We start from the raw sequence: 24711 nt of genomic DNA, 5'->3' as shown, positions 1-24711 counted from the left end.
TCAGGCCGGCGCGCCGCAAAGGCCGACGAGTTGCTCGTATTGCAGCGTGACCCAGGCCAGCGCCGCCTGCGGCTCCTCGGTCGAGAAGCTTTCGGTGATCTGGCCGAACACCGCCGCGGCGCGGCTGTTCTCGACCATCGGGATCTGCTGCGCCGAGAGGATCACCTCGTAGACGAAGAAGCCCACCGCGACGAGCAGAATGCCGCGCCCCACGCCGAACAGGAAGCCGAGGCCCTGGTCGATGCCGCCCAGCGCCGAACGCTGCACCGCGCCGGAGAAGACCGGCGTGAAAATCGAGAAGATGACCAGCGCCACCGCAAAGACCACCGCGAAGGCGGCGATGATCGACAGCTCGCAGCTGTCACCGATGAAGTCGCCGACGACCGGGATCTGCCGCACCAGCGGCCGCACCTGGTCGGCAAAGATGAAGGCGAGGATCGTCGCGCCGATCCAGCCAGCGATGGCGAGCGCCTCGCGCACCAATCCGCGCGAATAGGCGAGAAGCGCCGACACCACGACGATGAGCGCGACGATGCCGTCGATGATCGTGAAACTTTCCATGAGAGCCCTTATTCCCGTTCGCCCGGCGCCAATCCGAACACCGTGTCGACGAAGCCTGGCAGGTCGCGCATTTCGCGCAGTTCCAGCCCGGCCGCCATCTCCGCCGCCGCGCGGCGCTTGGGGCGCTGTGGCAGGATCGCCTGCGTGAAACCAAGTTTCGCGGCTTCTTTCAACCTGTTTTCCATCTGCGCCACGGGCCGCACCGCCCCGGAGAGAGAAATCTCGCCGAAGATCGCGCAGTCGACCGGCAAGGCACTGTCCTCGCGGGCCGAGATCAGCGCCGCGGCGACCGCGAGATCGGCGGCGGGCTCTGTGATCCGGAGGCCGCCCGCGACGTTGAGATAGACGTCGAGACCGGAGAAGGAGACGCCGCATCGGGCCTCCAGCACGGCGAGGATCATCGCCAGTCGGCCCCCGTCCCAGCCCACGACCGAGCGCCTGGTCTGGCCCGGCGCGGCGGGCGAGACCAGTGCCTGGATCTCGCACAGGATCGGGCGCGTGCCCTCGATGCCGGCGAAGACGACCGAGCCGGGCGCCGCGGTGTCGCGCTCGGAGAGGAACAGCGCCGAGGGGTTCTTGACCTCGGCGAGCCCCTTGCCGGTCATCTCGAACACGCCGATCTCGTCTGCCGGACCGAAGCGGTTCTTGTGGGCGCGCAGGATACGGAACTGGTGGCCGCGCTCGCCCTCGAAGTAGAGCACGCAATCGACCATGTGCTCGACCACCCGGGGACCCGCCAGCGTGCCCTCCTTGGTGACGTGGCCGACCATGATGACCGCGATGCCGCGGGTCTTGGCGAATGTCGTCAGCTCATGCGCCGCGGTGCGCACCTGGCTGACCGAGCCGGGCGCGGCCTCGACCTTGTCGGACCACATGGTCTGGATCGAATCGATGATCACGAGGTCCGGCCGCTCGGCATCGAGCGTGGTCAGGATGTCGCGCAGGTTGGTCTCGGCCGCGAGCGTGACCGGGCTTTCGGTGAGGCCGAGGCGCTGGGCGCGCATCTGCACCTGCGCCGCCGATTCCTCGCCGGTGACGTACATTACCTTGAGGCCCCCTCGGGCAAAGCGGGCCGCGGCCTGCAGAAGCAGGGTCGACTTACCGATGCCGGGATCGCCACCCACTAATAGCGCCGAGGCCGCAACGAGACCGCCGCCAAGGACCCGGTCGAGTTCGGCCACGCCGGACACGGTGCGCGGCGGCGCTTCGGGGGTGGAGGCAAGATCGGTCAGCACAAGCTTTCGGCCGCGTTGCGCGCCGAGCGCCTTGGCGCCCGGACCCGCGGTCAGCGGTGCCTCTTCCTGAATGGTGTTCCACGCGCCGCAGGCGTCGCAGCGCCCCGACCATTTCGAATGGGTCGCGCCGCATTCGGTGCAGACGTAAGCAAGATCCTTGGCCATGGGGTCTTTTCACCGATCGGGGCGGGACGAGCAATGGCCCGGCGCAGCGCGCCGGGCCATGAATGTTCACCTTGCGTTGACCCGATTATTACTCGGCCGCGGGCTTCATGTTGACCACCTTGGGCGCGTCCTCCTCCGGGGTGTGGCTGTCGCGCTTGGTGGCATCGTAGCCCAGTTCCGGCAGGATCTCGCGCAGCTGGTCGTCGAGCTGGGCCAACTGGCTGGCGACAACGCTTTCCTCCAGCTCGACTTGGTCGGACCAACGCTTGAGCTCGCGGCAGATATGCAGCGCCTCGATGATGCGCTCCTGCTGGCGCTCGGCGTCCTCCTGCCGTGCGGCGAGGAATTTCTTGGCGCGGGCGACCTTCTCGTCCGAGTAGATGTCGGCAAGCTCGCGGGCCTGCTCCCCCATCTGTGCCGCGACCTCCATCACCTCATGCTCGAGATGACCGAGATCGGGATGATCACGCAGGAAGGCGAGTCGTTCGCGGACCGCGTCGAACTCGGACGACATGGTGAAGACACCGGCCCGATCGGCGGTGTGGGCGACATGGTAGGCGCGTGCCACGTCGTTCATCGAGATGCGGAAGTTGCGGTGGCTGTTCTCAAGCGCGAGGACTCGGCCCGAGGACGGCAGGAAGAACACCAGCGTCACGAGCAGGGTGGTCAGGAAAATCTGGAGCGCCATCCCGGCCCACGGCACGGCGGTCTCGCCGAACCGGGCGGTCAGTTCGAGCCAGGGCAGATAGCCCAGCGCGGCGGCAATGGTCGCGGCCAAGGCAGCGGCGGCGGCGATCGCGAGGACCGCCATGGCGATCAGCTGCAAGGCACGTGTGGCGAGGGCGGCAGGGCTGGACTTTGGCACGAGCGGTCTCCGGCACGGATGTGTCAGTTTCCACTCTAACCTCGGCGGCTCCTTGCCGGTTCCTGAAAGGACGTCATCACGGTGAATTGTGATGCGATTGTCGTCAAATTTGATCCAAGCGGACCTTGGTCGCCCTGATCAGGCCGGATTCTCGAGGCGAACGTAGCGCCGACCCAGCGAGGTGAGGACCTCATAGCCGATCGTGCCGGCATCGCGAGCCAGCGAATCGACGCCCTGGTGCGGACCGAGCAGGGTCAGGTAGGCCGGATCACCTTCGAGATCGGTAACGTCCACGGTGATCAGGTCCATCGAGACCCGACCGACAAGCGGGCAGGGCGTGTCCCCGTGCCAGAAGGTGGCCTTGCCGGACAGCGACCGGAGCAGCCCATCGGCATAGCCGCCGGAAATCGTGGCGATCCGGCTCGGCCGGTCGGCCTGCCAGGAATTGCCATAGCCGACCACCTCACCGGCCACGAGGTCGCGGCACTGGACCACGGGTAGGTCGAGGCGGACCACTGCTTGGGCGTCCTCGAAGGGCAGCCCGCCATAGAGGCCGATGCCCGGGCGGGTCATGTCGAAATGGTAATCGGGACCGAGCAGGATGCCGCCGGTGGCCGAGAGGGAGCGGGGCACGCCCAGCCCGTCGGTCATCTGCCGGAAGATGTCGAGCTGGTAGGCGTTCATCTCGTGGTCCGGCTCGTCGGCGCAGGCGAGATGGCTCATCAGCCAGAGCGGCCCGTTGTCGAGGGCGATCGGCGCGGCTTCGGCCCAATCCGCCCATTCGAAGCCGAGACGGTTCATCCCGGTGTCGAGCTGGATGCCGAAGGGATGGCCCGGCAGGGCCTCCATGTGGCGCGCCAGCTGATCGATCGAGTTCAGCATCGGGATCAACCCGGCTTCGCTCAGGCGGCGGGCATCACCCTCCATATGTCCTGCAAAAACGTAGATTTCGGCTTCGGGTCCGACGGCGCGACGGACGGCGGCGCCCTCCTCGGCGACCGCGACGAAGAACCGTCGGGCCCCCGCTTCGGCCAGCTTGCGGGCGACGCGTCCTGCGCCCAGCCCGTAGCCGTTGGCCTTGACCACGGCGCCGGTCTCGCAACCGGTCATGGCGTCAAGCGCGCGCCAATTGGCGGCGAGCGCGTCGAGATCGATGGTAAGGGCGCCAGTGCTCATGCCCTGCCTTGTGACAGAGGCGCGCGTCGCGTCAAGAGGCTGCCCGGCGGCGCCGCGTCAACCGGCGGGTGCGGGCGTCTCGACGATGCCGTAGCGCTCCAGCTCCTCCGGCAAGAGCAGGTAGATCTCGTCCGGGGGCGTGGCGAGCGCGTGGCGCATCAGCGCCGGGTCGATCCCCATCTCGATGAGATAGCCCATTACTTCGGCCTGACCCCGCTGGATGTCCTCGACCGCGAAAATGGCAGGCAAGGCGACGTTCTGGTCGAAGTAATGCTGGTGCACACCTACCATTGCGCCATCCTCCAGCCGCCGCGTGGCACCCCCGGCGAGGATGTAGGGGCAGGCAGAGAGGCAGACGGCGCCGGTTCGCATGGCGGTGTCGAAGCCGCCGGCCCGCAGAGCCCGACCGATCTCCAGCGCGTCGGTGACCGAACCACCGGGACTGTCGAGCCATATGGTGATGTCCGCCTCGTCGCGGCGTTCGAGCCTCTCGGCCAGCCGGGCCGCGTCGCCTGGCGCGATGCGACCCCATAGATGCAGCCCGTCCTCCACCGTTTCGATCTGTAGCCGCTCGGGCATGTCGGCGGTGTCGGGCAGTGGCGTGCCATCGGGCCGCTGCCTGACCGGCAGCTGGTCGGGGCGAAAGCGACGGGTCTGGTCGCCGGGGCGGGCCGGTTCGGTCAGCTGGGGGGCGGTGGAGGGCCAGGCGATGCGGGGCAGGGCCCGGCTCAGATCGCCGCTGAAGAGCAGCGCCCCGAGCGCGATCTCGGCCGCGAGCACCGCCACGAGCCAGCGGCGCGGCCCGCTCATTCGGCCGGCCGCGCGATCTCGACCGTTTGGGGCCGGTCGCCCGGCGGCTCCGCGCCGGTTTCCTCTCGTACGAGCGGCCCGTCCGGCGCCGCCGCCTCGATATCGCGCAGCGCCAGTAGCGCCCCGCGCAGCTCCGCGAGCGTCATCCGTTCCTCGACCGCCACACCCTCGCGGCCCGAGCGCATCGCTGCCTGCGCGACCGCGACGATCAGCACGAGCACGGCCGGCAGCAGGTCGATGGCGATCGCGCCGGCCCAGGAGGGCACGAAGTTGCGGGCATAGAGGATGACCGCGTCCGCAGCCGAGATAGGCGTATAGGTGGTGTCGGCGGGCGGGGGCATCGCGATCACCGTCTCGGCGGCGCGGCGCAGGGTTTCGGCCCGCTGGCCCAGCACGGTCAGGACCGAATCGATGGTCGCCTGTTGCCCGGACCGCGCCGCGTCGTCGCCGCCGTCGAGCTGCGGTAGCACCACCGATGCGGACAGGTCGCTGGCCGCGCGGACCACGAGGGGCGCCACAGACAGCTGACGAAGCGTCGTGATGACGCCTGCGAGCCGCACTGCCTCTTCGGAGAACTCGACCGAACGGGCTTCGACCGGTCCGGGCTCGACGGTGAGCGCGCGCATCCGGCTGAGGATCGCGTTGCCCTCGGCGAAGGCCGCGTCGAGCAACGGCTGCTGGCTGGTAATTTGCGCTTCGAGCGCGGAGAGCTCGTCGGATTTCTGGCGCAGCAGGCGAAACACCGCCCCGCGACCGGCAAAGCCCGATAGCCCGCCGCTGGCTTCCTGTTCGCCCAGATCCTCGAAGCTGCTGCGGACCCGGGCGACGTCGCGGCCCAGCCCCTGCGCCGAAACGGCGATGGTGTTCGCCCGTTCCAGCGCGCCTTGGTAGCTTTGAACCGTGGTCGCCAGATGCTGCTCGACCGCCGCCGCCCCGGCAAGCGCCGCGGCGTTGAGCCAAGACGACATCGCCACGATTGCCAGCGATCCCAATGCCATGGAGGCGGCGAGCCCGATCCGGGACCCGGCCGAGCGCATCGCGGGCAAAAGGCGCAGCATGTAGGACCAGAACACGAAGATCCCGACCGAGACCGCGATCGAATAGGCCATCGCCGCGAAGACCGACAGCGCGCCGGTATCGTCAAGCAGCGTCGAGACGCCGAGATAGGTGTAGATGCCGCTGGCCACCGACAGCACGCCCAGCGCCGTGCCGGTGAAGCTGTCGAGCCAATCGAGATGTCCCTCGATCTCGCGCGCATGGCGCAGGCTCCGCGCCGCGGCGCGGCCTCGCTCCTCATCCATGATCGGCCCCCCTGTGATCCGCCATGCAGCCTAGATCGACCGAGCCGGAATGCGAAGGCCGCCCCTATCACGACTCGGCCATTCACCTAGGGTTAACCATGCGCCCGCCGCAATGCCGCCATGCGTGCGGCTTGACACGACTCACTAAATCGGTGAGTAATTGCTCATCGGCTAGGCAAATGCCCTGGCAGAACTTGGGAGGAGAGACATGACCAAGACGACCCGTATCCTCATGGGGGCGACCGCGCTGTGCGGCATGGCCGCCATTGCGCAGGCAGAGACCCTGACCATTGCCACCGTGAACAACGGTGACATGATCCGCATGCAGGAGCTGTCTTCGGACTTCACCGAGAAGCATCCGGACATCGAACTCGACTGGGTGACCCTTGAGGAGAACGTGCTGCGTCAGCGCGTCACCACTGACATCGCCACCAAGGGCGGCCAGTACGACGTGATGACCATCGGCACCTACGAGGTTCCGATCTGGGCCAAGCAGAACTGGCTTGTCCCGCTTGACGACCTTCCCGAGGAATATGACGCCGGCGACATCCTGCCGGCCATCGCCGGTGGCCTGTCGGTCGACGGCACGCTCTATGCCGCGCCGTTCTACGGCGAGAGCTCCATGGTCATGTATCGCACCGACCTGATGGAAGAGGCCGGGCTCGAGATGCCCGACGCGCCGACTTGGGACTTCATCAAGGAAGCCGCCGCGGCGATGACCGACAAGGAGAACGAGGTCTACGGCATCTGCCTGCGCGGCAAGGCCGGCTGGGGCGAGAACATGGCTCTCCTCACCGCCATGTCGAACAGCTACGGCGCCCGCTGGTTCGACGAGAACTGGCAGCCGCAGTTCGACAGCGAGGCCTGGAAGGCGACGCTGACCGACTATCTCGATCTGCTGAACAACTACGGTCCTCCGGGCGCCGCGAACAACGGCTTCAACGAGAACCTGGCGCTGTTCCAGCAGGGCAAGTGCGGCATGTGGATCGACGCCACCGTCGCCGCGTCCTTCGTGACCGGCGATGACAGCACCGTGGCCGACAAGGTGGGCTTCGCGCTCGCTCCCGACAACGGTCTGGGCAAGCGCGGCAACTGGCTCTGGGCCTGGAGCCTCGGCATCCCGGCCGGCACCGACGCCGAAGACGCCGCCAAGACCTTCGTGGCCTGGGCGACCTCCAAGGAGTACGCCGAGCTGGTCGCCGAGAAGGAAGGCTGGGCCAACGTGCCGCCGGGCACCCGCACCTCGCTCTATGAGAACCAGGAGTACCTGGACGCGGCGCCCTTCGCGCAGATGACGCTCGACAGCATCAACGCGGCCGACCCGAACAACCCGACCGTGGACCCGGTGCCCTATACCGGCGTGCAGTTCGTCGCCATTCCCGAGTTCCAGGGCATCGCCACCGCGGTGGGCCAGCAGTTCTCGGCGGCGCTTGCCGGTCAGAAGTCGGCCGAAGAAGCGCTGCAGGCGGCTCAGGAGCTGACCTCCCAGGAAATGCAGGCGGCGGGCTACGGCCAGTAACCCCCACCGCATGACAGGCGGGGCCGGACCCTCCCGGCCGGCCCCGCCGACCCCCGCCGATCACCCCATCATCGTCACGGGCCGCCGCCTGCCATCCTCTCCGGCCGCATTCGCGACCGGGTCGGGGGATCGCGCGCCGCCGCCCGTCCCAGACAATCGGAGAGACCGATGGCCACCCAACATTCCCGCTCCGCCGCGCGGATCATGATTTCGCCCGCCGTCGTGCTTCTGCTGGCGTGGATGATCGTTCCGCTGGCGCTCACGATCTACTTCTCGCTGCTGCGCTACAACCTGCTGATGCCGGGCACCGAGCGCTTCGTCGGGCTGCTGAACTACAAGCTGTTCTTCAACAACCCGGCCTTCTTCACCGCGCTGATCAACACGCTGCTCCTCGTGGGCGGGGTGCTGATCATCACCGTGGTCGGGGGCATCCTCCTGGCGATCCTGCTCGATCAGCCGATCTGGGGGCAGGGGATCGTGCGCATCCTCGTCATCGCGCCCTTCTTCGTCATGCCCACCGTGTCGGCGCTGGTCTGGAAGAACATGTTCATGAACCCGGTCTCGGGGCTCTTCGCGGAGTTCTCCAAGGCGGTGGGTTTGGCACCATTCGACTTTCTCAGTCAGGCACCATTGGCTTCGATCATCGGCATCGTGTCCTGGCAGTGGCTGCCCTTCGCCACGCTGATCCTGCTCACCGCGATCCAGTCGCTCGACAGCGAGCAGATGGAAGCGGCCGAAATGGACGGGGCCTCGGCGCTGTCGCGGTTCTGGTACATCACCCTGCCGCACCTCTCGCGCGCCATCACCGTGGTGATCCTGATCCAGACGATCTTCCTGCTGTCGGTCTTCGCCGAGATCCTGGTGACCACCAATGGCGGTCCGGGCAACGCCTCGACCAACCTGACCTACCTCGTCTACGCCCGTTCGCTGCTGAACTTCGACGTGGGCGGCGGCTCGGCCGGCGGTGTGGTCGCGATCATCCTCGCCAACATCGTCGCGATCTTCCTGATGCGGATGATCGGAAAGAACCTCGATGCCTGAGCAGATCACCTTCGCCGCGCGGGGCCTGACCCCGCGCACGCCCCGCACGCCGAACAGAGGGAGCGCCTGACATGGCCCGCGCCGTCTCCACCCGCCGCAAGATCGGCTTCACCATCGCCGCCTGGGCCGTTGGCCTCGCGATCTTCTTCCCGATCCTCTGGACGATCCTCACCAGCTTCAAGACCGAGGCCGAGGCGATCTCATCGCCGCCGAGCTTCCTGTTCTTCGACTGGACGCTCGAGAACTACACCACCGTGCAGGAGCGTTCGAACTACTTCCGGCACTTCTGGAACTCGGTGGTGATCTCGCTCGGCTCGACCGTTCTGGGCCTGATCATCGCGATCCCGGCTGCCTGGTCGATGGCCTTCGTGCCCGGCAAGCGCACCAAGGACGTGCTGATGTGGATGCTGTCGACGAAGATGCTGCCCCCCGTCGGCGTGCTGATCCCGATCTACCTGATCTTCCGCGACGTGGGCCTTCTCGACACCAAGACCGGTCTGGTGATCGTGCTGACGCTGATCAACCTGCCGATCATCGTCTGGATGCTCTACACCTACTTCAAGGAGATCCCGGGCGAGATCCTCGAAGCGGCCCGGATGGACGGCGCCACCCTGCGCGACGAGATCATCCATGTTCTGACGCCGATGGCCGTGCCGGGCATCGCCTCGACGCTGCTCCTCAACGTCATCCTCGCCTGGAACGAGGCGTTCTGGACGCTCAACCTCACGGCCGCCAAGGCCGCTCCGCTCACCGCCTTCATCGCCAGCTACTCGAGCCCCGAGGGCCTGTTCTACGCCAAGCTCTCGGCCGCCTCGACCATGGCCATCGCGCCGATCCTCATCCTCGGCTGGTTCAGCCAGAAGCAGCTCGTCCGCGGGCTCACCTTCGGCGCAGTGAAATAAGGAATATACCCATGGGACGCATCACGCTCGACAAGGTGACCAAGAAATTCGGGGATGTGGAGGTCATCCCGCCCCTCGACCTGACCATCGAAGACGGTGAGTTCGTGGTCTTCGTCGGCCCCTCGGGTTGCGGCAAGTCCACGCTGCTGCGGCTGATCGCCGGGCTCGAGGACGTCTCCGGCGGCGAGATCCGCATCGACGGAAAGCCCGCCACCGATCTGCCGCCCGCCAAGCGCGGCCTCGCCATGGTGTTCCAGAGCTACGCGCTCTATCCGCACATGTCGGTGCGCAAGAACATCGCTTTCCCGATGAAGATGGCGGGCATGCCCGAGGACGAGCAGAAGCGGCGCATCGACAACGCGGCACGGGCGCTCAACCTCACCGACTATCTCGACCGCCGTCCCGGCCAGCTCTCGGGCGGCCAGCGTCAGCGGGTCGCGATCGGTCGCGCCATCGTTCGTGAACCGGCGGCCTTCCTGTTCGACGAGCCGCTGTCGAACCTCGACGCGGCGCTGCGGGTCGGCATGCGGATGGAGATCTCCGAGCTGCACAAGAAGCTCGATACCACGATGATCTACGTCACCCACGACCAGGTCGAAGCCATGACCATGGCCGACAAGATCGTGGTGCTGCGCGCCGGCAACATCGAGCAGGTGGGCTCGCCGCTCGAGCTCTACCGCAACCCGCGCAACACCTTCGTCGCCGGCTTCATCGGTTCGCCCAAGATGAACCTGATCGACGGCGCCGAGGCCAAGAAGCACAGCGCCGAGACGATCGGCGTGCGGCCGGAGCACATCGACGTGTCGCCGAGCGAAGGCACCTGGAAGGGTCGGATCGGAGTCGCCGAGCATCTGGGGTCGGACACGTTCTTCCACGTGCACGACACGGGCCTGGCGGAAACCATCACCATCCGCGCCGGCGGCGAGGTGGGACTCCATCACGGTGACACCGTGTTCCTGACCCCGCAGGCCGACAAGCTGCATCGCTTCGACGGGCAGGGGCTGCGGATCGCATGAGCCGTCTCGCCGGAAAATCGGCGCTGATCACCGGTGCGGGGCGCGGCCTGGGCTGCGCCTTCGCCGAGGCCTATGTCCGTGAGGGCGCGACGGTCGCCATCGCGGACATCAATCTCGGCGCGGCGCAGAGCGCCGCCGCCGAGATCGGCGCGGGCGCCTACGCGGTCGAGATCGACGTGACCCGTCAGGACAGCATCGATGCCGCCATCGCCACGGTGGTGGAGCACGCGGGCAAGATCGACATACTCGTCAACAATGCCGCGCTGTTCGATGCCGCCGAGACCGTCGACATCACCCGCGAGAGTTATGACAAGCTCTACGCCGTCAATGTCGCCGGCACGTTGTTCACCATGCAGGCCACGGCGCGGCAGATGATCGCCCAAGGCCAGGGTGGCAAGATCATCAACATGGCAAGCCAGGCCGGACGTCGCGGCGAGCCGCTGGTGCTGGTCTACTGCTCGACCAAGGCGGCGGTGATCTCGATGACCCAGTCGGCCGGGCTGAACCTCATCAAGCACGGCATCAACGTCAATGCCATCGCGCCCGGCGTGGTCGATGGCGAGCACTGGGAGCATGTCGATTCCATGTTCGCCAAGCTCGAGGGCAAGCAGCCGGGCCAGAAGAAGGCAGAGGTCGCCGCGGGCGTGCCCGCGGGCCGTTTCGCCACGCCGGACGACCTGACCGGCATGGCCGTTTTCCTGGCCTCGGACGAGGCCGACTACATCGTGTCGCAGACCTACAACGTCGATGGCGGCCAGTGGATGAGCTGAGGCTCTTTCCCCAATTTTACAGGAGGCTGACAATGGCCATTGATCTCAACGCCGCAGCATTGGGCCGCCTTCCCGACGCCGTGAAGGGGCCGGGCTACGACCGGAACGCGCTGAGCGCGGGCATCGTCCATATCGGCGTGGGCAACTTCCACCGTGCCCATATGGCGGTCTATCTCGACCGGCTCTTCGCCACCGGTGAAAGCCATGACTGGGCGATCTGCGGCGCGGGCGTCCGTCCCGGCGACGCGAAGATGCGCGACGCCCTGCAGAAGCAGGATTGGCTCACCACCGTGGTCGAGCTTGACCCGGCAGGGCTTTCGGCCAGCGTCACCGGCGCGATGATCGACTTTACCGAGATCGACTCCGCCGCGCTGGTCGAGCGGATGAGTGATCCGGCGATCCGCATCGTTTCGCTCACGGTGACCGAGGGCGGCTGGTTCGTCGATGCGCGCAGCGGCGGCTTCGACGAGAACCATCCCGATATCCGGCACGACGCCACCAACCCCGACAGCCCGAAGACGGCTTTCGGCATGATCCTCGCCGCGCTCAAGCAGCGTCGCGCGGCTGGCAACGCGCCGTTCACCGTGATGTCCTGCGACAACCTCCCCGAGAACGGCCATGTCGCCAAGCAGACCGTCGTCGGGCTGGCGAAGCTGTCGGACGCGGATTTCGCCAGCTGGGTCGCGTCGAACGTGGCCTTCCCGAACACGATGGTCGACTGCATCACCCCGGCGACCTCGGACCGCGAACGCGCGCTGGTGCGCGACCGCTTCGGCGTGACCGACGCGGCGCCGGTGGTCTGCGAGCCGTTCCGGCAGTGGGTGCTCGAGGACAACTTCCCGCAGGGGCGCCCGGCGCTCGAGAAGGTCGGGGCGGAGTTCGTCGAGGATGTCGCGCCCTACGAACTGATGAAGCTGCGCATTCTCAATGGTGGCCATGCCGCCATTGCCTATCCCTCGGCGCTGCTCGGGCATCACTTCGTGCACGACGCCATGGCCGATCCGCGTATCGTGGCCTGGCTCGCCGCTCTAGAGACGCGCGAGATCATCCCGACCCTGGCGCCGATCGAGGGCGTCGATTTCGAGGCCTATCGCCGCAAGGTGGCCGAGCGCTTCGCCAACCCCGAGATCGGCGACACGATCCCGCGGCTTTGCCATGACGGCTCGAACCGGCAACCCAAATTCGTCCTGCCGGTGATCCGCGACGCGCTCGACGCCGGCAGCAACGTGGATGGGCTCGCCCTCGAAGTGGCGCTGTGGTGCCGTTACTGCGCCGGCACCGACGAAGAAGGCAACGCGATCGCCCCCAATGACGACAACGCCGAGGACCTCAAGCGCCGGGCGCTGGCCGCCAAGGACGATCCTGCGGCCTTCCTGTCGAACGAGACGGTGTTCGGTGATCTGGGCGAGCGGCCGGCCTTCGCCGATGCCTTCGCGCGCCAGCTGCGCGCGCTGTGGTCCGACGGCGTTGCAGCCACGCTCGACCGCTACGCCAAGTGATGAAACCGGGTCGGGCGGTCAGGCCTTGAGCAACCGCCCGGCCGTCACCTCGTCGGTGATCAGCCCGTCGATCAGCCGCCCGCGCAGCGCCGCGGCGATCGCCTGAGCCTTCGCCGGGCCGGTGGCGAGGCCGATCACCGGCCCGCCGCCCTGCACCGGCAATGGCGCCGAGGCGACGCGGGCATTGAAGGCGCAGTCCATGATCCGGCCCTCGGCATCATAGACCCAGCTCGTGATCTCGCCCGCAGCGCCCTGATCGACGAGCATCTGCATTTCCGCCGCCTCCATGAAGCCATCGACATGCAGCGGCGCGGTCGCGCCGACCTGTCCGACGCCGACAAGCGTCAGATCGGCGCGCGCGCACAGCTCCATCGTATGCCGCACCGGCTCCTGCCCATGCATGATCTGAAGCTCGGCTTCGTCGCGCGCCACGACCGGCAGCGGGTAGGGGTAGTGCTTGGCGCCGACCCGCTCGGCCATCCGGATCACGGCGTTGTAGGGCGTGGCCGAGCCGTCCGACATCATATTCCCCAGCCGGCTGACGATCCGGTGCTGCGGGCAATCCATGCGCGGCAACTGCTCCACACAGGCGCGCAGTGCGCGTCCCGTGCCCAGCGCGATGATTTTCTCGTCGGGGCTCTTGAGCATCTTTTCCAGCTCGGCCGCGGCCGCGATGGCGATGCCCGTCAGCAGTTCCGGGGCGTTGGGATCCGAAGGCACGACCTCGCTGACCCTGAGCTTGTAGCGTTCCGCGAGGGCCCCCGACAGGTCCATGCAGCGGGCGATCGGGTGATCGAGTCGCACCTTGACCAGCTTTTCGGACACGGCGAGCGACACTAGCCGCTGCGCCGATTGCCGCGAGACGCCCAGCTTTCTGGCGATCTCGTCCTGGGTGTTGCCGGCGACGTAGTAGAGCCAGCCCGCGCGCGCGGCATCATCGAGGCGCGTCGCCTCGGGGGTAAAGCGGGACTGGCTCATACGGCCTCCTGGGCGGGCAGACTGTCGAGCAGGGCTGGCAGCTCCGCCCAGTCGCGCAGGAGCGGCACATCAGGGTCGTGGCGGAGAGTGGCGCCGGCGAGATGGCCGCCGCCGATGAAGCGCACCGCCGTCATGCCGGCCGCCTCGGCAGCCTCCAGCCCCGGCAGGCTGTCCTCGATCACCAGGCAGCGGCCAGGGGTGGCACCCATGCGCTCCGCAGCGAACAGGAACAGGTCGGGGGCGGGCTTGCCGCGCTCGACCTGGCTCGCTGTGAAGACATGCGGCAGCGCCGGCGCGAGGCCCGCGATGGCCAGCGAGCGCGCTGCGCGCTGAGGCGAAGAGGAGGTCGCGACGCAGACCGGCATTCCGCGCGCGGCGAGCAGCGCCAGAGCCGGAGCGATCCCGGGCATCGGCCGCAGTTCGGTCTCGAACCGCGCCAGCAGCCGGGACCGGTAGAGCGCTTCGAATTCCGGCGCGAGCGGATGACCCAGCTCTTCGCGGATATGCCTGGCCACGGTGGGAAAGCTGCGGCCGAGAAAATTGCGGCGCACGTGGTCGAAGTCGATCTCGACGCCTTCGGTGGCCAGCAGAGCGATCAGCACCTCGGCGCTCAGCAGCTCGCTGTCGATCAGTACACCGTCGCAGTCGAATATGATCAGGTCCCAGTCGCGCGCCATGCCATCCTCCATGCAGTTCGCGGCCCTTATCTCCTCCGGGGGCAGACTGCCACAGCTTCGGGCATTTGCCCAGTGCCTGAGCTAATGCGCGAGATTCGGAGCGGCTTGACCACTGGAGGAGGATTGCGCACCCCTGTGCGGGAATTGCGAGAGGGGCGGAGCATGAGCGTGTGGGATTTCTGGATCGACCGTGGCGGCACCTTCACCGATGTGGTGGGACGGGCGCCCGACGGTGCGCTCCATCCGCTCAAGCTCCTGTCCGAAAATCCCGAGGCTTACGAGGACGCGGCGATCGAGGGCATCCGGCGCCTGCTCGGCGGCGCGATCGACCCCTCGCGGATCGGCACGGTCAAGATGGGGACCACCGTCGCCACCAACGCGCTCCTGGAGCGCAAAGGTGACAGAACGGCGCTGCTGATCACCCGGGGCTTCCGAGATGCCCTCCGGATCGCCTATCAGGCCCGGCCTGACATCTTTGCCAAGCAGATCGAATTGCCCGAACAGCTCTACAGTCGCGTGATCGAGGTCGATGAGCGGGTGCGGGCCGATGGCGCCGTCGAGCGGCCGATGGACGCGGAAGCCCTGCGTCCGGAACTCGAGCGGCTGCGCGCCGATGGCATCGACGCCGTGGCAATCGTGCTGATGCACGCTTGGACCGCACCCGCCCACGAGGCGGCGCTGGCGGAAATGGTGCGTGGCATGGGCTTCGGGCAGGTCTCGGTCAGCCATGAGGTGTCGCCGCTGTTGAAGCTCGTCGGCCGGGGCGACACCACGGTGGTCGACGCCTATCTCTCGCCGATCCTGCGGCGCTACGTGGCGCGGGTTTCCGGCGCGCTGGGCGCGACGCCGCCGGGCGAGGCGGGACCGACGCTGCAATTCATGATGTCCTCCGGCGGCATGACCGCGGCCGAGGCGTTCCAGGGCAAGGACGCGATCCTGTCGGGACCGGCGGGCGGCGTGGTCGGCATGGTCGAGACGGCCCGGGCTGCCGGTTGGGACAAGGTGATCGGTTTCGACATGGGCGGGACCTCCACCGACGTGGCGCACTGCGCCGGCGATTTCGAGCGCGCCTTCGACACAGAGGTCGCGGGTGTGCGGATCCGGGCGCCGATGATGCGCATCCACACGGTCGCGGCGGGCGGAGGATCGGTGCTGCATGCCGAGCCGGGCCGCTTTCGCGTCGGGCCTGACAGCGCGGGCGCCGATCCGGGGCCTCTGTGCTACCGGCGTGGCGGGCCGCTCACCGTGACCGATGCGAATGTCATGCTGGGCAAGCTTGACCCGAGTCTTTTTCCGGCGATCTTCGGGCCTGGTCAGGATCAGCCGCTCGATCGTGACGGGGTGAGGGCGGCCTTCGCGGAGATCGCGGGCGAGCGCAGCCCGGAGGAGGCCGCAGAGGGCTTCGTCAGGATCGCCGTGGAGAACATGGCCAACGCGATCAAGAAGATATCGGTCCAGCGCGGCCATGACGTGACGCGCTACCTGCTCAACTCCTTCGGCGGGGCGGGCGGCCAGCATGCCTGCCTCGTCGCCGACGCGCTGGGCATGGAGGCGGTGCTGGTGCACCCGCTCTCGGGCCTGCTCTCGGCCTACGGCATCGGGCTGGCCACCGTTTCGGCCAGCCGCCAGCAGGGGCTGGTGCAGCCGATGGAAGAGGCCACGCGCGCGGCGCTCGACGCGGTGATCGCGGATCTGACCGATCAGGTGCGCCGTGATCTGGCCGGGCAGGGCGTGACGCAGGAGAGCTATGCGACCCGGCTGCACCTGCGCTATGCCGGCACCGATACCGCGCTGCAGGTGAGCTATTCGGGCGACATGGCGGCCGCCCGCGTCGCCTTCGAATCCGCTCACGAGGCGCAGTTCGGCTTCCTCAGCCCAGGACGGGAACTGGTGATCGAGGCGGTCGAGGTCGAGGGCACCGAGCCGCCGCATGCGATGGCCGAGACCGGTAGTGATGCGCCCGCGCGCGGGCAGGCCGGCACGGGCGAGACGGCGCGCTTCTTTTCCGGCGGCGCCTGGCACGAGGCGCAGGTGCACCGCCGCGCCGATATCGCCCCGGGCCACGAGATGCGCGGGCCCGCGCTGATCGTCGAGCCGAACCAGACCATCGTGGTCGAGCCGGGATGGACCGCGCGGCTGACGGCGCGCGACGACATATTGCTTACCCGTCACGAACGCGCCCCGCGCCAGCTTGCGGCCGGAACCGAGGCCGATCCGATCCTGCTTGAGGTGTTCAACAACCTGTTCATGAACATCGCGGAACAGATGGGCGTGGCGCTGCAGAACACCGCCCAGTCTGTCAACATCAAGGAGCGGCTCGACTTCTCCTGCGCGGTCTTCGATCGCGACGGCGCGCTGGTGGCCAACGCGCCGCACATGCCGGTGCATCTGGGCAGCATGGATCGCTCGGTCGAGGCGATCATCCGGCAGAACGAGACGATCCGGCCGGGCGACGTCTTCGCGCTGAACGCGCCCTATAATGGCGGCACCCATCTGCCGGACATCACCGTCGTCTCGCCGGTCTTCGATGAAGCTGGGGCGGAGATCCTATTCTGGACGGCGAGCCGGGGACACCATGCCGATGTCGGTGGGACCGCGCCCGGCTCGATGACGCCGCTGGCGACGACGGTGGACGAGGAAGGGGTGCTGATCGACAACTTCCACCTTGTCGATCGGGGTGCGTTTCGTGAGGAGGCCTTGCGCGAGCTTCTGACCGCGCATCGCTACCCCTGCCGCAACCCCGACCAGAACATCGCCGACCTCAAGGCACAGGTCGCCGCCAACGCGCGTGGCGCGGCGGAGCTGCGGCGTATGGTCGGCGAGTTCGGCCTCGACGTGGTGCGCGCCTATATGGGGCATGTGCAGGACAACGCCGCCGAGGAGGTGGCGCGGCTGATCGAGCGGCTGTCGGACTGCGATTGCGATTACGAGACCGACACCGGTCAGGTGATCCGGGTGCGGATTACCGTGGATCGCGAGGCGCGGCGGGCACGGGTCGACTTCACCGGCACCTCCGAGGCGCGCGACAACAACTTCAACGCGCCCGAACCGGTTGCTCGTGCCGCGGTGCTCTATGTTTTCCGGGTGATGTGCGAGCAGCCGATCCCGATGAACGCGGGTTGCCTCAGGCCGATCGAGATCGTGATCCCCGAGGGCTCCATGCTGCGCCCCGCCTATCCGCGCGCCGTGGTGGCGGGCAATGTCGAGACCTCGCAGCACGTGACCAACGCGCTGTTCCAGGCGCTGGGCGCGCTGGCCAATGCCCAGGGGACGATGAACAACCTCACCTTCGGCAATGAACGGTACCAGTATTACGAGACGATCTGCTCCGGCAGCCCGGCGGGACGGCTGAATGACGGGCGCGGCTTTGCCGGGACATCCGGCGTCCACACCCACATGACCAATTCGCGGCTCACTGACCCGGAGGTGCTGGAAACGCGGTTCCCGGTGCTGCTGGAGAGCTTCGGGCTGCGCCCCGGCTCGGGCGGCGATGGGGCGTTCCGGGGCGGCGACGGCACGACGCGACGGCTGCGGTTCCTCGAGGAGATGGACCTGTCGATCCTGTCCTCGCACCGGCACCGCCCGCCGGAGGGCCTCGACGGTGGCGGCGCGGGCGAGGTTGGCCGCACCGAGGTCGGGCGGTTGGACGGCTCCGTGGAGACGCTGGCCGCCTGCGCGCAGACCCGGTTGCGACCGGGTGAGACGGTCACCGTGGTGACGCCGACGCCCGGGGGTGTCGGGCGGAGGGACTGAGAGCGGACGACGGTAGCGCATGTCTCGAGAAGGACGCCGGGGAACGTTTGCGAGCGCAGAGCCGACGCCCGTTCTCTCGCGGACCTGCGCTTGCCGAGCTTTGGGCCGTGCACCGTCACGGTGCCGTGCGCGCAGTGTCGTGTTCGGCCCGTGGCCTTTCCCCTCATGCGGCCGTAGTATTCGGGCCAAGTGATCTGACGGGCGGACCCCATGCACAGCACAGACATCGCGCGCGTCGATCCGGCGCATCTCATCGCCTGCCCGCAATGCGACGCGATCTACCGTGCCCGGATGCCGGAGCAGGGCGAACGCGCGGTCTGCGCGCGCTGCCACACCGTGCTGATCGCCCCGAGAAAACGCGCGGGCATGATCATCATCATGCTCTCCGCCACCTCGCTGATCCTGGTGCTCGGCGCGGTGTGGTTTCCGTTCCTGAAGATCAGCCGGCAGGGCTTCGTCAACGAGGCGACGCTGCTTGACGCCGCGCTGAGCTTCACTGGCGGGCCGCTGCTTCTACTGTCCATCGCGGTGACGGCACTGATCGTGCTGGTGCCGATGGCGCGCGCGATCCTGACCATCTACGTGCTCGGCCCGCTGGTCTTCGATCGGCCCGCGCCGCCGGGAGCACTTCGCCTCTTTGCGCTGGCCGAGGCGCTGCGGCCATGGTCGATGGCCGAGATCTTCGCGCTGGGCTGCGCCGTGGCGCTGGTCAAGGTCGCCGACCTTGCGCATCTGAGCTTCGGCCCGGCCTTCTGGATGTTCGCCGCGCTCGTCTTCCTGACGGTGATCCACGACCGCTGGATGTGCCGCTGGTCGGTCTGGGAGTCGCTGGAACATGGCTATGGCGCGCGTCGCACGAAGGCCCCGGCATGAGCGGCGCCGCTACCCCCATGACCACCGCTCGCGAGGCGGGTCTCGTCGCCTGCACGCGCTGCACCCGGGTCTGGCCGATGGGAACCGACCGCTGCGGCCGCTGCGGCAAGACGCTGGTGTCGCGCGACACCCATAGCCTGAGCCGGGTCTGGGCGTGGTGGGCGGCGGGGCTGCTGTGCTATTTTCCGGCGAACCTCTACCCGATGCTGCGCACCCAGGTGCTGTTCCAGGTCTCCGAGGACACCATCGTCGGCGGCGCGATCGAGCTGGCGAAGCAGGGCGCGCCCTTCGTGGCGATCATCATCCTGATCGCCTCGGTGGCGATCCCGATCGGCAAGTTCGCGGCCATCGCCTGGCTCGCCACCTCGGTGCGGCGCGGCTCGCGTACGCCGCCGCAATCGCGCCACAGGCTCTATGAAATCGTGGAGTATATAGGGCGCTGGTCGATGATCGACGTCTTCGTGGTTGCGATCCTGACGGCGCTGGTGCAGTTGAATCTGGCCGCCTCGATCAAGCCGGGCCCGGCGGCGCTCGCTTTCGCACTCTCGGTGATCTTCACGATGCTCTCCGCCCAAGCTTTCGACCCGCGCCTGATCTGGGATCGCGCGGCGGATGATTCCGCCTCGGACGAACGCGCGTGAGCGGCGAGATACCCGACGTGCCCGTCGAGGGCGAGCGGCGGCCGCTGCGCAGCCGCGTCTCGGTCGTCTGGCTGGTGCCGCTCGGCGCGCTGGCGGTGGCGCTGGGCATCGGCTGGAAGCAGTGGAGCGAGCAGGGGCCGCTGATCAAGGTGCAGTTCGACGAGGCGGGCGGCGTGCTGGCTGGCGAGACCGAACTGCGCTTCCGTGACGTGGCGGTCGGCATCGTCGAGCAGGTGAGCTTCACCGAAGGCCTCGACCAAGTGGCGATCTCGATCCGGGTCGACAAGGACATCGCCCCCTATATCGACGACGACGCCGATTTCTGGATCGTCCGTCCCGAGGTCTCGACCGAGGGCGTGTCGGGCCTCGATACGGTGCTGTCTGGGGTCTATATCCGCGGCCAGTGGGATGGTCAGGCCGGCAAGGCCGGACGAAGCTTCGCCGGGCTCGAGCGCGCACCGCTGCTCGGCCCCGACCGCGATGGCATCGAGATCACGCTGCGCGCGACCGAGGGCGTGCTCTCCGGCAACAGCCCGATCCTCTACAAGGGCGTGGAGGCGGGACGCATTGGCCAGGCCGGCGTGTCCGCCGACGGCTTCTATGTCGAGGCGCCTGCGGTGATCTACGCGCCCTATGACAACCTCGTCACCGAGACGACGCGGTTCTGGGATACCTCCGGCTTCTCGGTCAAGATCGGCACCGGTGGGGCCGAGATCGACTTCGACAGCGTCGCGGCGCTGCTCGCGGGCGGGCTCGCCTTCGACACCTTCGTGTCGGGCGCGACGCTGGCCCAGAGCGGCCAGACCTTCGAGGTCTATGACGCCGAGGAAACCGCCCGCAACTCGGTGTTCAACACCCCGGACGGCCCCTCGCTCAACCTCGTGGCCGTGTTCGACGGCAACGTCTCGGGTCTCGCGGTCGGCGCGCCGGTCGAGCTCGACGGCGTGCGCATCGGCTCGGTGTCCGGTCTCAACGGCCTCGTCGACGAGGAGCGCTTCGGCGATCGCGGCGTCAGGCTCCAGACCGTGCTGACCATCCTGCCGTCGAGGCTCGGCATGGCCGATGATGGTGGTGTCGAGGAGGCGCTTCAGTATTTCGTCGACGAGGTGGCCGATGGTTTGCGCGCGCGGCTCGTCACCGGGTCGATCCTGACCGGCGGCCTCAAGGTGCAGCTGATCGACGTGCCGGCCACCGAGCAGGCCGTGCTGAACGTCAATGCTCTGCCCTATCCGGCGATCCCGGTGACCGAGAGCGAGATCTCCGACGTGCAGGCCACGGCGCAGGGTACGCTCGACCGGATCAACAACCTGCCGATCGAGGAACTGCTGGCCTCGGCCACGAGCTTCCTCGAGAACTCGGCCCGGCTGATCGGCTCCGAGGATCTGCAGCAGACCCCGAGCGACATCCGCGCGCTGCTCGGCGATATCCGCGGCTTCGTCGGCTCCGATGAAGTGCAGGCCGTGCCGGAGCAGATCGGCGTGGTGATGAGCGAGATCGAGCTCGCTGTCTCGGATGTCCGCGCGATCCTCGACGACGTGCGCGCGGCCGAGGCCGTGACGCGCATCCTCGCGGCGGTCGATGGTGCCACGGCGGTGACCGCCGATCTCGACACCGCGCTCGACGGCGTGCCGGAGCTCATCGACAACCTCAACCGCGTGGCCGAGATGGCCGCCGAGCTGCCGCTCGAGACCCTGCTGACCGAGGTCTCGGGTCTGGCCGAGGAGGCACGTGGCCTCATCGGTGCCGAGGAGACGCAGGCCCTGCCGGGGCGTGTCAACACGCTCCTCGCCGAGCTGGAAGGCGGCACCGCCGAGGCACGGACGCTGATCGCCGGGCTGAACGAACAGCAGGCCGTCACGCGGCTGCTGGAGACGGTCGACGCGGCCCGCGCCGCGGTGACGACGCTCGACGAGTCGCTGGCCGGCGTTCCGCAGCTGGTGTCGCGGCTCGACACGCTGGCGGCCACCGCCAACGAACTGCCGCTCGAGACGCTGCTCACCGAGGTCGGCGATCTCGCCGGCGCCGCGCGCGGCCTGATCGACACGGACGACGCCCGCGCCCTGCCGGGCCGGGTCAACGCGCTGCTGGCCGAGCTCGAGACCGGCACTGCCGAGGCGCGGACCCTGATCGCCACGCTCAACGAGGAACAGGGCGTGACGCGCCTGCTGGAGACCGTCGACGCGGCAGGACAGGCGGCGTCGCGGCTCGACGCTTCGCTCGAGGGCGTGCCGCAGCTGATCGAACGGATCGACGCCGTGGCCGCGATGGCCCAGGAACTGCCGGTCGACACGCTGCTCGACCGGGTCTCGGGCCTCGCGCAGGACGCGCGCGCTCTGATCGGCACCGAGGCGGCGCGGGCGCTGCCGGGCCAGCTCGGCACGCTTGCGGGCGAGCTCGAGCTGGGGGTCGCCGAAGCGCGTACCCTGCTGGCCGAGGTTAACGCGGGCGGCGGGGGCGAAAGCCTCGTGGCAGCGATCGACAGCGCCGCACGCGCGGCCGACAGCCTCGACCGCTCGCTGTCGGGCGCGCCGCAGCTGATCGACAGCCTGAACGCGGTGGCGGGCAAGGCTGCCGATCTGCCGCTCGAGGTGCTCGTGGCCGAGGCCAACAGCCTGCTCAACAGCGCCGACCGGCTGATCAAGCAGGACTCGGTGCGTGCGCTGCCGGGTGAGCTGAACGGCGCGCTCGGCGAGCTGCGGGTCATCCTCGCGCAGATCAGCGAGGGCGGCGTGGTCGAGAACGCCAACGCCACGTTCGCTTCGGCCGCCAACGCCGCCGACCGTCTGGCCGAGGCCGCCCGCACGCTGCCCTCGCTGGTCAGCCGCGCCGAGGCGCTGCTGGTGACCTCGAACGGCACGGTGGCAACGATCGGCGACAGCACCGAACCGGCGCTGCGCGACCTGCGCGCGGCGCTGCGCGAGGTGTCTCAGGCCGCCGAGGCCGTGGGCTCGCTTGCCCGGGCCATCGAACGCCGCCCCAATTCGCTTCTGACAGGACGCTAGACCATGAAGAACCGTCCGTTCGCCGCCTTGGCGCTCCTCGCTCTGCTGGCCGCCTGCGGCGGGCCGGAACTGCGCTACGCGGTGCCGCAGATCGCCCCGACCGAGAAGGTTTCGATCGCCTTCGCCTCGGTCGAGGTGCGCGAGATCACGCTGCCGACCTATGCGGCGCTCGAGGAGATCTTCGTCGAGACGCCCGAAGGGGTGATCACCACCGCCGACAAGCTGCTCTGGGCCGACGATCCGGCGCGTGCCGCGACGCTGGAGCTGTCGCGCGCCCTCGGACTGTCGACGGGCGCACGGGTGGCGCCCGAACCGTGGCCCTTCGACGATTTCGCCGAGGCGCGGGTCGAGGTCCGCGTCGAGGAGTTCCTGGCCGACGCGCAGGGCCGCTTCCGGGTGGCGGGGCAATATTTCGTGGCCACGCGCGACGCGCTCGGCCGTGACAAGGCAGAGACCTTCGCCATCGCCGTGCCGATCCCCGAGGCCCCCGGTGCGGCCGGTCTCGCAGCGGCGCGCGCCAAGGCGATGACCGAGCTGGCCGAACTGATCGCCAAGTCCGGCTTGCGCTGACGTAAACTTCCCAAGCGGAACGAAACCCCGTGCTTCGTTCCGCTCTCTCGGGCATGATCGCGCGGACGATGTCGGGGCCCGAAGGGGCCACGGCAATGCCAACGGAGGCCGCCAGATGAGATTCTTCGACGTGCGCAGTCCGATCTTCATCCCGCTTTGGCGGCGGGTGCTGGTGTTCGGCCTCGTTCTGGCTTGGGCGCTGCTGGAGCTGTGGCGCGGCGCGCCGGGATGGGCGCTGCTGTTCGGCGTCGCGGCGCTCTGGATCGGCTGGCAGTTCTTCTTCGATTTCCGCCTCCCGGAGGACGACACCGACCGCGACCGCTGAGCCGGGCTGGACCGGGGCGAGGTGGCGCTATCTCCCTCATGCGACGCATGAAACAGGAGAGACGCGATGCTGGCTGCCTACCGACCCGATGCCCCCGGTCTCGCGCCGCTCGAGGCCGAGGGCGATCTTGCGAAGGCGATCTGGATCGACCTGCTCGAGCCCGATGCCGAAGAGACCGCGCGGGTCGAGGCGCTTGGGCTGTCGGTTCCGACCCTCGAAGACATGGAGGAGATCGAGATCTCCAACCGGCTGCATCGCGCGGGCGACTGCCAGGTGATGACGGTGATGCTGCCCGGGCGAGACGCCGAAAGGCGGCAGTTCTCTGGCCCGGTGACCTTCCTTCTGACGCCCGAGCGACTGATCACGGTGCGCCACCACACGCCGCGCCCCTTCGAGACCTTCGGCACCCGGGCCGAGCGGTCGAGCGCGGGCATCGGCAGTCCGGTGCGGGTCTTCCTCGGGCTGGTCGAGGAGATCATCGCGCGTCAGGCCGACCTTTTGGAAGCGACGGGCCGGGTGCTCGACCGCGTGGCGAGCGAAGTCTATGGCGAGGAGGCCAACGACGTGGAGGGGCTGCGGCTGGCCTTGCGCGATATCGGCCAGCAGGGCGAGCTGACCGCCAAGGTGCGGCTGGCGCTGTTCACCATGGAGCGGATGCTGTCGACCTTCATCGTCTGGAACGGCACCATGAAGAGCCGCGATCCGCAGATTGCCACGCTCGCCAAGGCGCAGATGCGCGACATCAACGCGCTCGAGGTGCATCTGGATTTTCTCAACAGCCGCGTGGCGCTGGCGACCGACGCCACGCTGGGCATGATCAATCTCGACGAGAACGCCGTGGTGCGCACGCTTTCGGTCGTCGCAGCGCTGTTCCTGCCGCCGACGCTTATCGCCTCGATCTACGGGATGAACTTTGCCCACATGCCCGAGCTGGACGAGCCCTATGCCTATTTCATCGCGCTGAGCGCGATGGTGGCCTCGGCGGTGGGAACCTGGATCTGGTTCAAGGCCAAGGGCTGGCTGTGAGGCCGA

General features: G+C 68.2%; 21 protein-coding genes. 13 read left to right on the top strand and 8 right to left on the bottom strand.

Annotated features, from left to right (window positions below):
- The 6 genes from T8T21_RS06140 to T8T21_RS06115 all read right to left on the bottom strand — a co-directional run bounded on the left by T8T21_RS06140 (position 1) and on the right by T8T21_RS06115 (position 6113).
- Positions 1–561 carry a CvpA family protein gene (locus T8T21_RS06140; RefSeq protein WP_322337211.1) on the bottom strand — a complete coding sequence of 187 codons (561 nt, stop codon included), beginning with the start codon at positions 559–561 and terminating at the stop codon, positions 1–3.
- Between the two features lie 8 nt (positions 562–569).
- Positions 570–1961 (bottom strand): DNA repair protein RadA, encoded by a 1392-nt coding sequence (gene radA / locus T8T21_RS06135; RefSeq protein WP_183474748.1) that lies wholly within the window; start codon positions 1959–1961, stop codon positions 570–572.
- An 88-nt stretch (positions 1962–2049) separates the two neighbouring features.
- Complete coding sequence (locus T8T21_RS06130) at positions 2050–2772, bottom strand: DNA repair protein (RefSeq protein ID WP_183474779.1); 723 nt, start codon at positions 2770–2772, stop codon at positions 2050–2052.
- Between the two features lie 192 nt (positions 2773–2964).
- Positions 2965–4002: an alanine racemase gene (gene alr / locus T8T21_RS06125; protein ID WP_322337209.1), complete on the bottom strand. Its 1038-nt coding sequence runs from the start codon at positions 4000–4002 to the stop codon at positions 2965–2967.
- Positions 4003–4059: 57 nt separating this feature from the next.
- Positions 4060–4812, bottom strand: coding sequence for a COG3904 family protein (locus T8T21_RS06120; RefSeq protein ID WP_322337208.1), 753 nt, complete (start codon positions 4810–4812; stop codon positions 4060–4062).
- Entirely contained in the window at positions 4809–6113 is a 1305-nt protein-coding gene (locus tag T8T21_RS06115) for a hypothetical protein (RefSeq protein WP_322337207.1), read from the bottom strand. Before T8T21_RS06115 ends, T8T21_RS06120 begins: the two co-directional genes overlap by 4 nt.
- A gap of 208 nt (positions 6114–6321) precedes the next feature.
- On the opposite strand from T8T21_RS06115, the gene T8T21_RS06110 reads away from it, so the two are divergent.
- From T8T21_RS06110 to T8T21_RS06085, 6 genes are all read left to right on the top strand, one after another.
- Complete coding sequence (locus tag T8T21_RS06110) at positions 6322–7632, top strand: ABC transporter substrate-binding protein (protein WP_183474752.1); 1311 nt, start codon at positions 6322–6324, stop codon at positions 7630–7632.
- Between the two features lie 168 nt (positions 7633–7800).
- Entirely contained in the window at positions 7801–8673 is an 873-nt protein-coding gene (locus T8T21_RS06105; protein WP_183474753.1) for a carbohydrate ABC transporter permease, read from the top strand.
- Positions 8674–8744: 71 nt separating this feature from the next.
- On the top strand, positions 8745–9575 hold the full coding sequence (locus T8T21_RS06100) for a carbohydrate ABC transporter permease (RefSeq protein WP_183474485.1): 831 nt from the start codon (positions 8745–8747) through the stop codon (positions 9573–9575).
- Between the two features lie 11 nt (positions 9576–9586).
- A complete protein-coding gene (locus tag T8T21_RS06095; protein WP_183474754.1) occupies positions 9587–10591 on the top strand; it encodes an ABC transporter ATP-binding protein in 1005 nt (334 codons plus the stop codon).
- The gene (locus T8T21_RS06090) at positions 10588–11361 is read left to right on the top strand and encodes an L-iditol 2-dehydrogenase (RefSeq protein ID WP_322337206.1); all 774 of its coding nucleotides are present in this window, start codon (positions 10588–10590) and stop codon (positions 11359–11361) included. Before T8T21_RS06095 ends, T8T21_RS06090 begins: the two co-directional genes overlap by 4 nt.
- A gap of 32 nt (positions 11362–11393) precedes the next feature.
- Entirely contained in the window at positions 11394–12860 is a 1467-nt protein-coding gene (locus T8T21_RS06085; protein ID WP_322337205.1) for a mannitol dehydrogenase family protein, read from the top strand.
- Positions 12861–12878: 18 nt separating this feature from the next.
- Here the strand turns inward: T8T21_RS06085 and T8T21_RS06080 are convergent, their stop codons facing one another.
- Together T8T21_RS06080 and T8T21_RS06075 are read right to left on the bottom strand one after the other, a co-directional pair.
- On the bottom strand, positions 12879–13838 hold the full coding sequence (locus tag T8T21_RS06080) for a sugar-binding transcriptional regulator (protein ID WP_322337204.1): 960 nt from the start codon (positions 13836–13838) through the stop codon (positions 12879–12881).
- On the bottom strand, positions 13835–14515 hold the full coding sequence (locus T8T21_RS06075) for an HAD family hydrolase (RefSeq protein WP_322337203.1): 681 nt from the start codon (positions 14513–14515) through the stop codon (positions 13835–13837). Before T8T21_RS06075 ends, T8T21_RS06080 begins: the two co-directional genes overlap by 4 nt.
- A gap of 162 nt (positions 14516–14677) precedes the next feature.
- On the opposite strand from T8T21_RS06075, the gene T8T21_RS06070 reads away from it, so the two are divergent.
- The 7 genes from T8T21_RS06070 to T8T21_RS06040 all read left to right on the top strand — a co-directional run bounded on the left by T8T21_RS06070 (position 14678) and on the right by T8T21_RS06040 (position 24705).
- Positions 14678–18268: a hydantoinase B/oxoprolinase family protein gene (locus T8T21_RS06070; protein WP_322337202.1), complete on the top strand. Its 3591-nt coding sequence runs from the start codon at positions 14678–14680 to the stop codon at positions 18266–18268.
- Between the two features lie 210 nt (positions 18269–18478).
- Positions 18479–19141 (top strand): paraquat-inducible protein A, encoded by a 663-nt coding sequence (locus T8T21_RS06065; RefSeq protein WP_322337201.1) that lies wholly within the window; start codon positions 18479–18481, stop codon positions 19139–19141.
- Positions 19142–19158: 17 nt separating this feature from the next.
- On the top strand, positions 19159–19782 hold the full coding sequence (locus T8T21_RS06060; protein WP_322337200.1) for a paraquat-inducible protein A: 624 nt from the start codon (positions 19159–19161) through the stop codon (positions 19780–19782).
- On the top strand, positions 19779–22784 hold the full coding sequence (locus T8T21_RS06055) for an MlaD family protein (protein ID WP_322337199.1): 3006 nt from the start codon (positions 19779–19781) through the stop codon (positions 22782–22784). The genes T8T21_RS06060 and T8T21_RS06055 overlap by 4 nt, the downstream gene beginning before the upstream one ends.
- A gap of 3 nt (positions 22785–22787) precedes the next feature.
- On the top strand, positions 22788–23354 hold the full coding sequence (locus T8T21_RS06050) for a PqiC family protein (RefSeq protein WP_322337198.1): 567 nt from the start codon (positions 22788–22790) through the stop codon (positions 23352–23354).
- A gap of 115 nt (positions 23355–23469) precedes the next feature.
- The gene (locus T8T21_RS06045; protein ID WP_322337197.1) at positions 23470–23679 is read left to right on the top strand and encodes a hypothetical protein; all 210 of its coding nucleotides are present in this window, start codon (positions 23470–23472) and stop codon (positions 23677–23679) included.
- Positions 23680–23745: 66 nt separating this feature from the next.
- On the top strand, positions 23746–24705 hold the full coding sequence (locus tag T8T21_RS06040) for a magnesium transporter CorA family protein (RefSeq protein ID WP_322337196.1): 960 nt from the start codon (positions 23746–23748) through the stop codon (positions 24703–24705).
- The last annotated feature ends 6 nt before the right edge of the window (positions 24706–24711 follow it).

The sequence above is a fragment of the Limimaricola variabilis genome (assembly GCF_034371605.1).
In the GTDB taxonomy this organism is placed as follows: Bacteria; Pseudomonadota; Alphaproteobacteria; order Rhodobacterales; family Rhodobacteraceae; genus Limimaricola; species Limimaricola variabilis.
The sequence above is the reverse complement of the archived record's forward strand: the minus strand, read 5'-3'. Positions and strand labels throughout refer to the sequence as shown.

What these genes read in the sequence shown, in the direction of transcription:
- T8T21_RS06140 (WP_322337211.1), bottom strand. Translation starts at nt 561, where the DNA reads ATGGAAAGTTTCACGATCATCGACGGCATCGTCGCGCTCATCGTCGTG.
- radA (WP_183474748.1), bottom strand. Translation starts at nt 1,961, where the DNA reads ATGGCCAAGGATCTTGCTTACGTCTGCACCGAATGCGGCGCGACCCAT.
- T8T21_RS06130 (WP_183474779.1), bottom strand. Translation starts at nt 2,772, where the DNA reads ATGGCGGTCCTCGCGATCGCCGCCGCCGCTGCCTTGGCCGCGACCATT.
- alr (WP_322337209.1), bottom strand. Translation starts at nt 4,002, where the DNA reads ATGAGCACTGGCGCCCTTACCATCGATCTCGACGCGCTCGCCGCCAAT.
- T8T21_RS06120 (WP_322337208.1), bottom strand. Translation starts at nt 4,812, where the DNA reads ATGAGCGGGCCGCGCCGCTGGCTCGTGGCGGTGCTCGCGGCCGAGATC.
- T8T21_RS06115 (WP_322337207.1), bottom strand. Translation starts at nt 6,113, where the DNA reads ATGGATGAGGAGCGAGGCCGCGCCGCGGCGCGGAGCCTGCGCCATGCG.
- T8T21_RS06110 (WP_183474752.1), top strand. Translation starts at nt 6,322, where the DNA reads ATGACCAAGACGACCCGTATCCTCATGGGGGCGACCGCGCTGTGCGGC.
- T8T21_RS06105 (WP_183474753.1), top strand. Translation starts at nt 7,801, where the DNA reads ATGGCCACCCAACATTCCCGCTCCGCCGCGCGGATCATGATTTCGCCC.
- T8T21_RS06100 (WP_183474485.1), top strand. Translation starts at nt 8,745, where the DNA reads ATGGCCCGCGCCGTCTCCACCCGCCGCAAGATCGGCTTCACCATCGCC.
- T8T21_RS06095 (WP_183474754.1), top strand. Translation starts at nt 9,587, where the DNA reads ATGGGACGCATCACGCTCGACAAGGTGACCAAGAAATTCGGGGATGTG.
- T8T21_RS06090 (WP_322337206.1), top strand. Translation starts at nt 10,588, where the DNA reads ATGAGCCGTCTCGCCGGAAAATCGGCGCTGATCACCGGTGCGGGGCGC.
- T8T21_RS06085 (WP_322337205.1), top strand. Translation starts at nt 11,394, where the DNA reads ATGGCCATTGATCTCAACGCCGCAGCATTGGGCCGCCTTCCCGACGCC.
- T8T21_RS06080 (WP_322337204.1), bottom strand. Translation starts at nt 13,838, where the DNA reads ATGAGCCAGTCCCGCTTTACCCCCGAGGCGACGCGCCTCGATGATGCC.
- T8T21_RS06075 (WP_322337203.1), bottom strand. Translation starts at nt 14,515, where the DNA reads ATGGCGCGCGACTGGGACCTGATCATATTCGACTGCGACGGTGTACTG.
- T8T21_RS06070 (WP_322337202.1), top strand. Translation starts at nt 14,678, where the DNA reads ATGAGCGTGTGGGATTTCTGGATCGACCGTGGCGGCACCTTCACCGAT.
- T8T21_RS06065 (WP_322337201.1), top strand. Translation starts at nt 18,479, where the DNA reads ATGCACAGCACAGACATCGCGCGCGTCGATCCGGCGCATCTCATCGCC.
- T8T21_RS06060 (WP_322337200.1), top strand. Translation starts at nt 19,159, where the DNA reads ATGACCACCGCTCGCGAGGCGGGTCTCGTCGCCTGCACGCGCTGCACC.
- T8T21_RS06050 (WP_322337198.1), top strand. Translation starts at nt 22,788, where the DNA reads ATGAAGAACCGTCCGTTCGCCGCCTTGGCGCTCCTCGCTCTGCTGGCC.
- T8T21_RS06045 (WP_322337197.1), top strand. Translation starts at nt 23,470, where the DNA reads ATGAGATTCTTCGACGTGCGCAGTCCGATCTTCATCCCGCTTTGGCGG.
- T8T21_RS06040 (WP_322337196.1), top strand. Translation starts at nt 23,746, where the DNA reads ATGCTGGCTGCCTACCGACCCGATGCCCCCGGTCTCGCGCCGCTCGAG.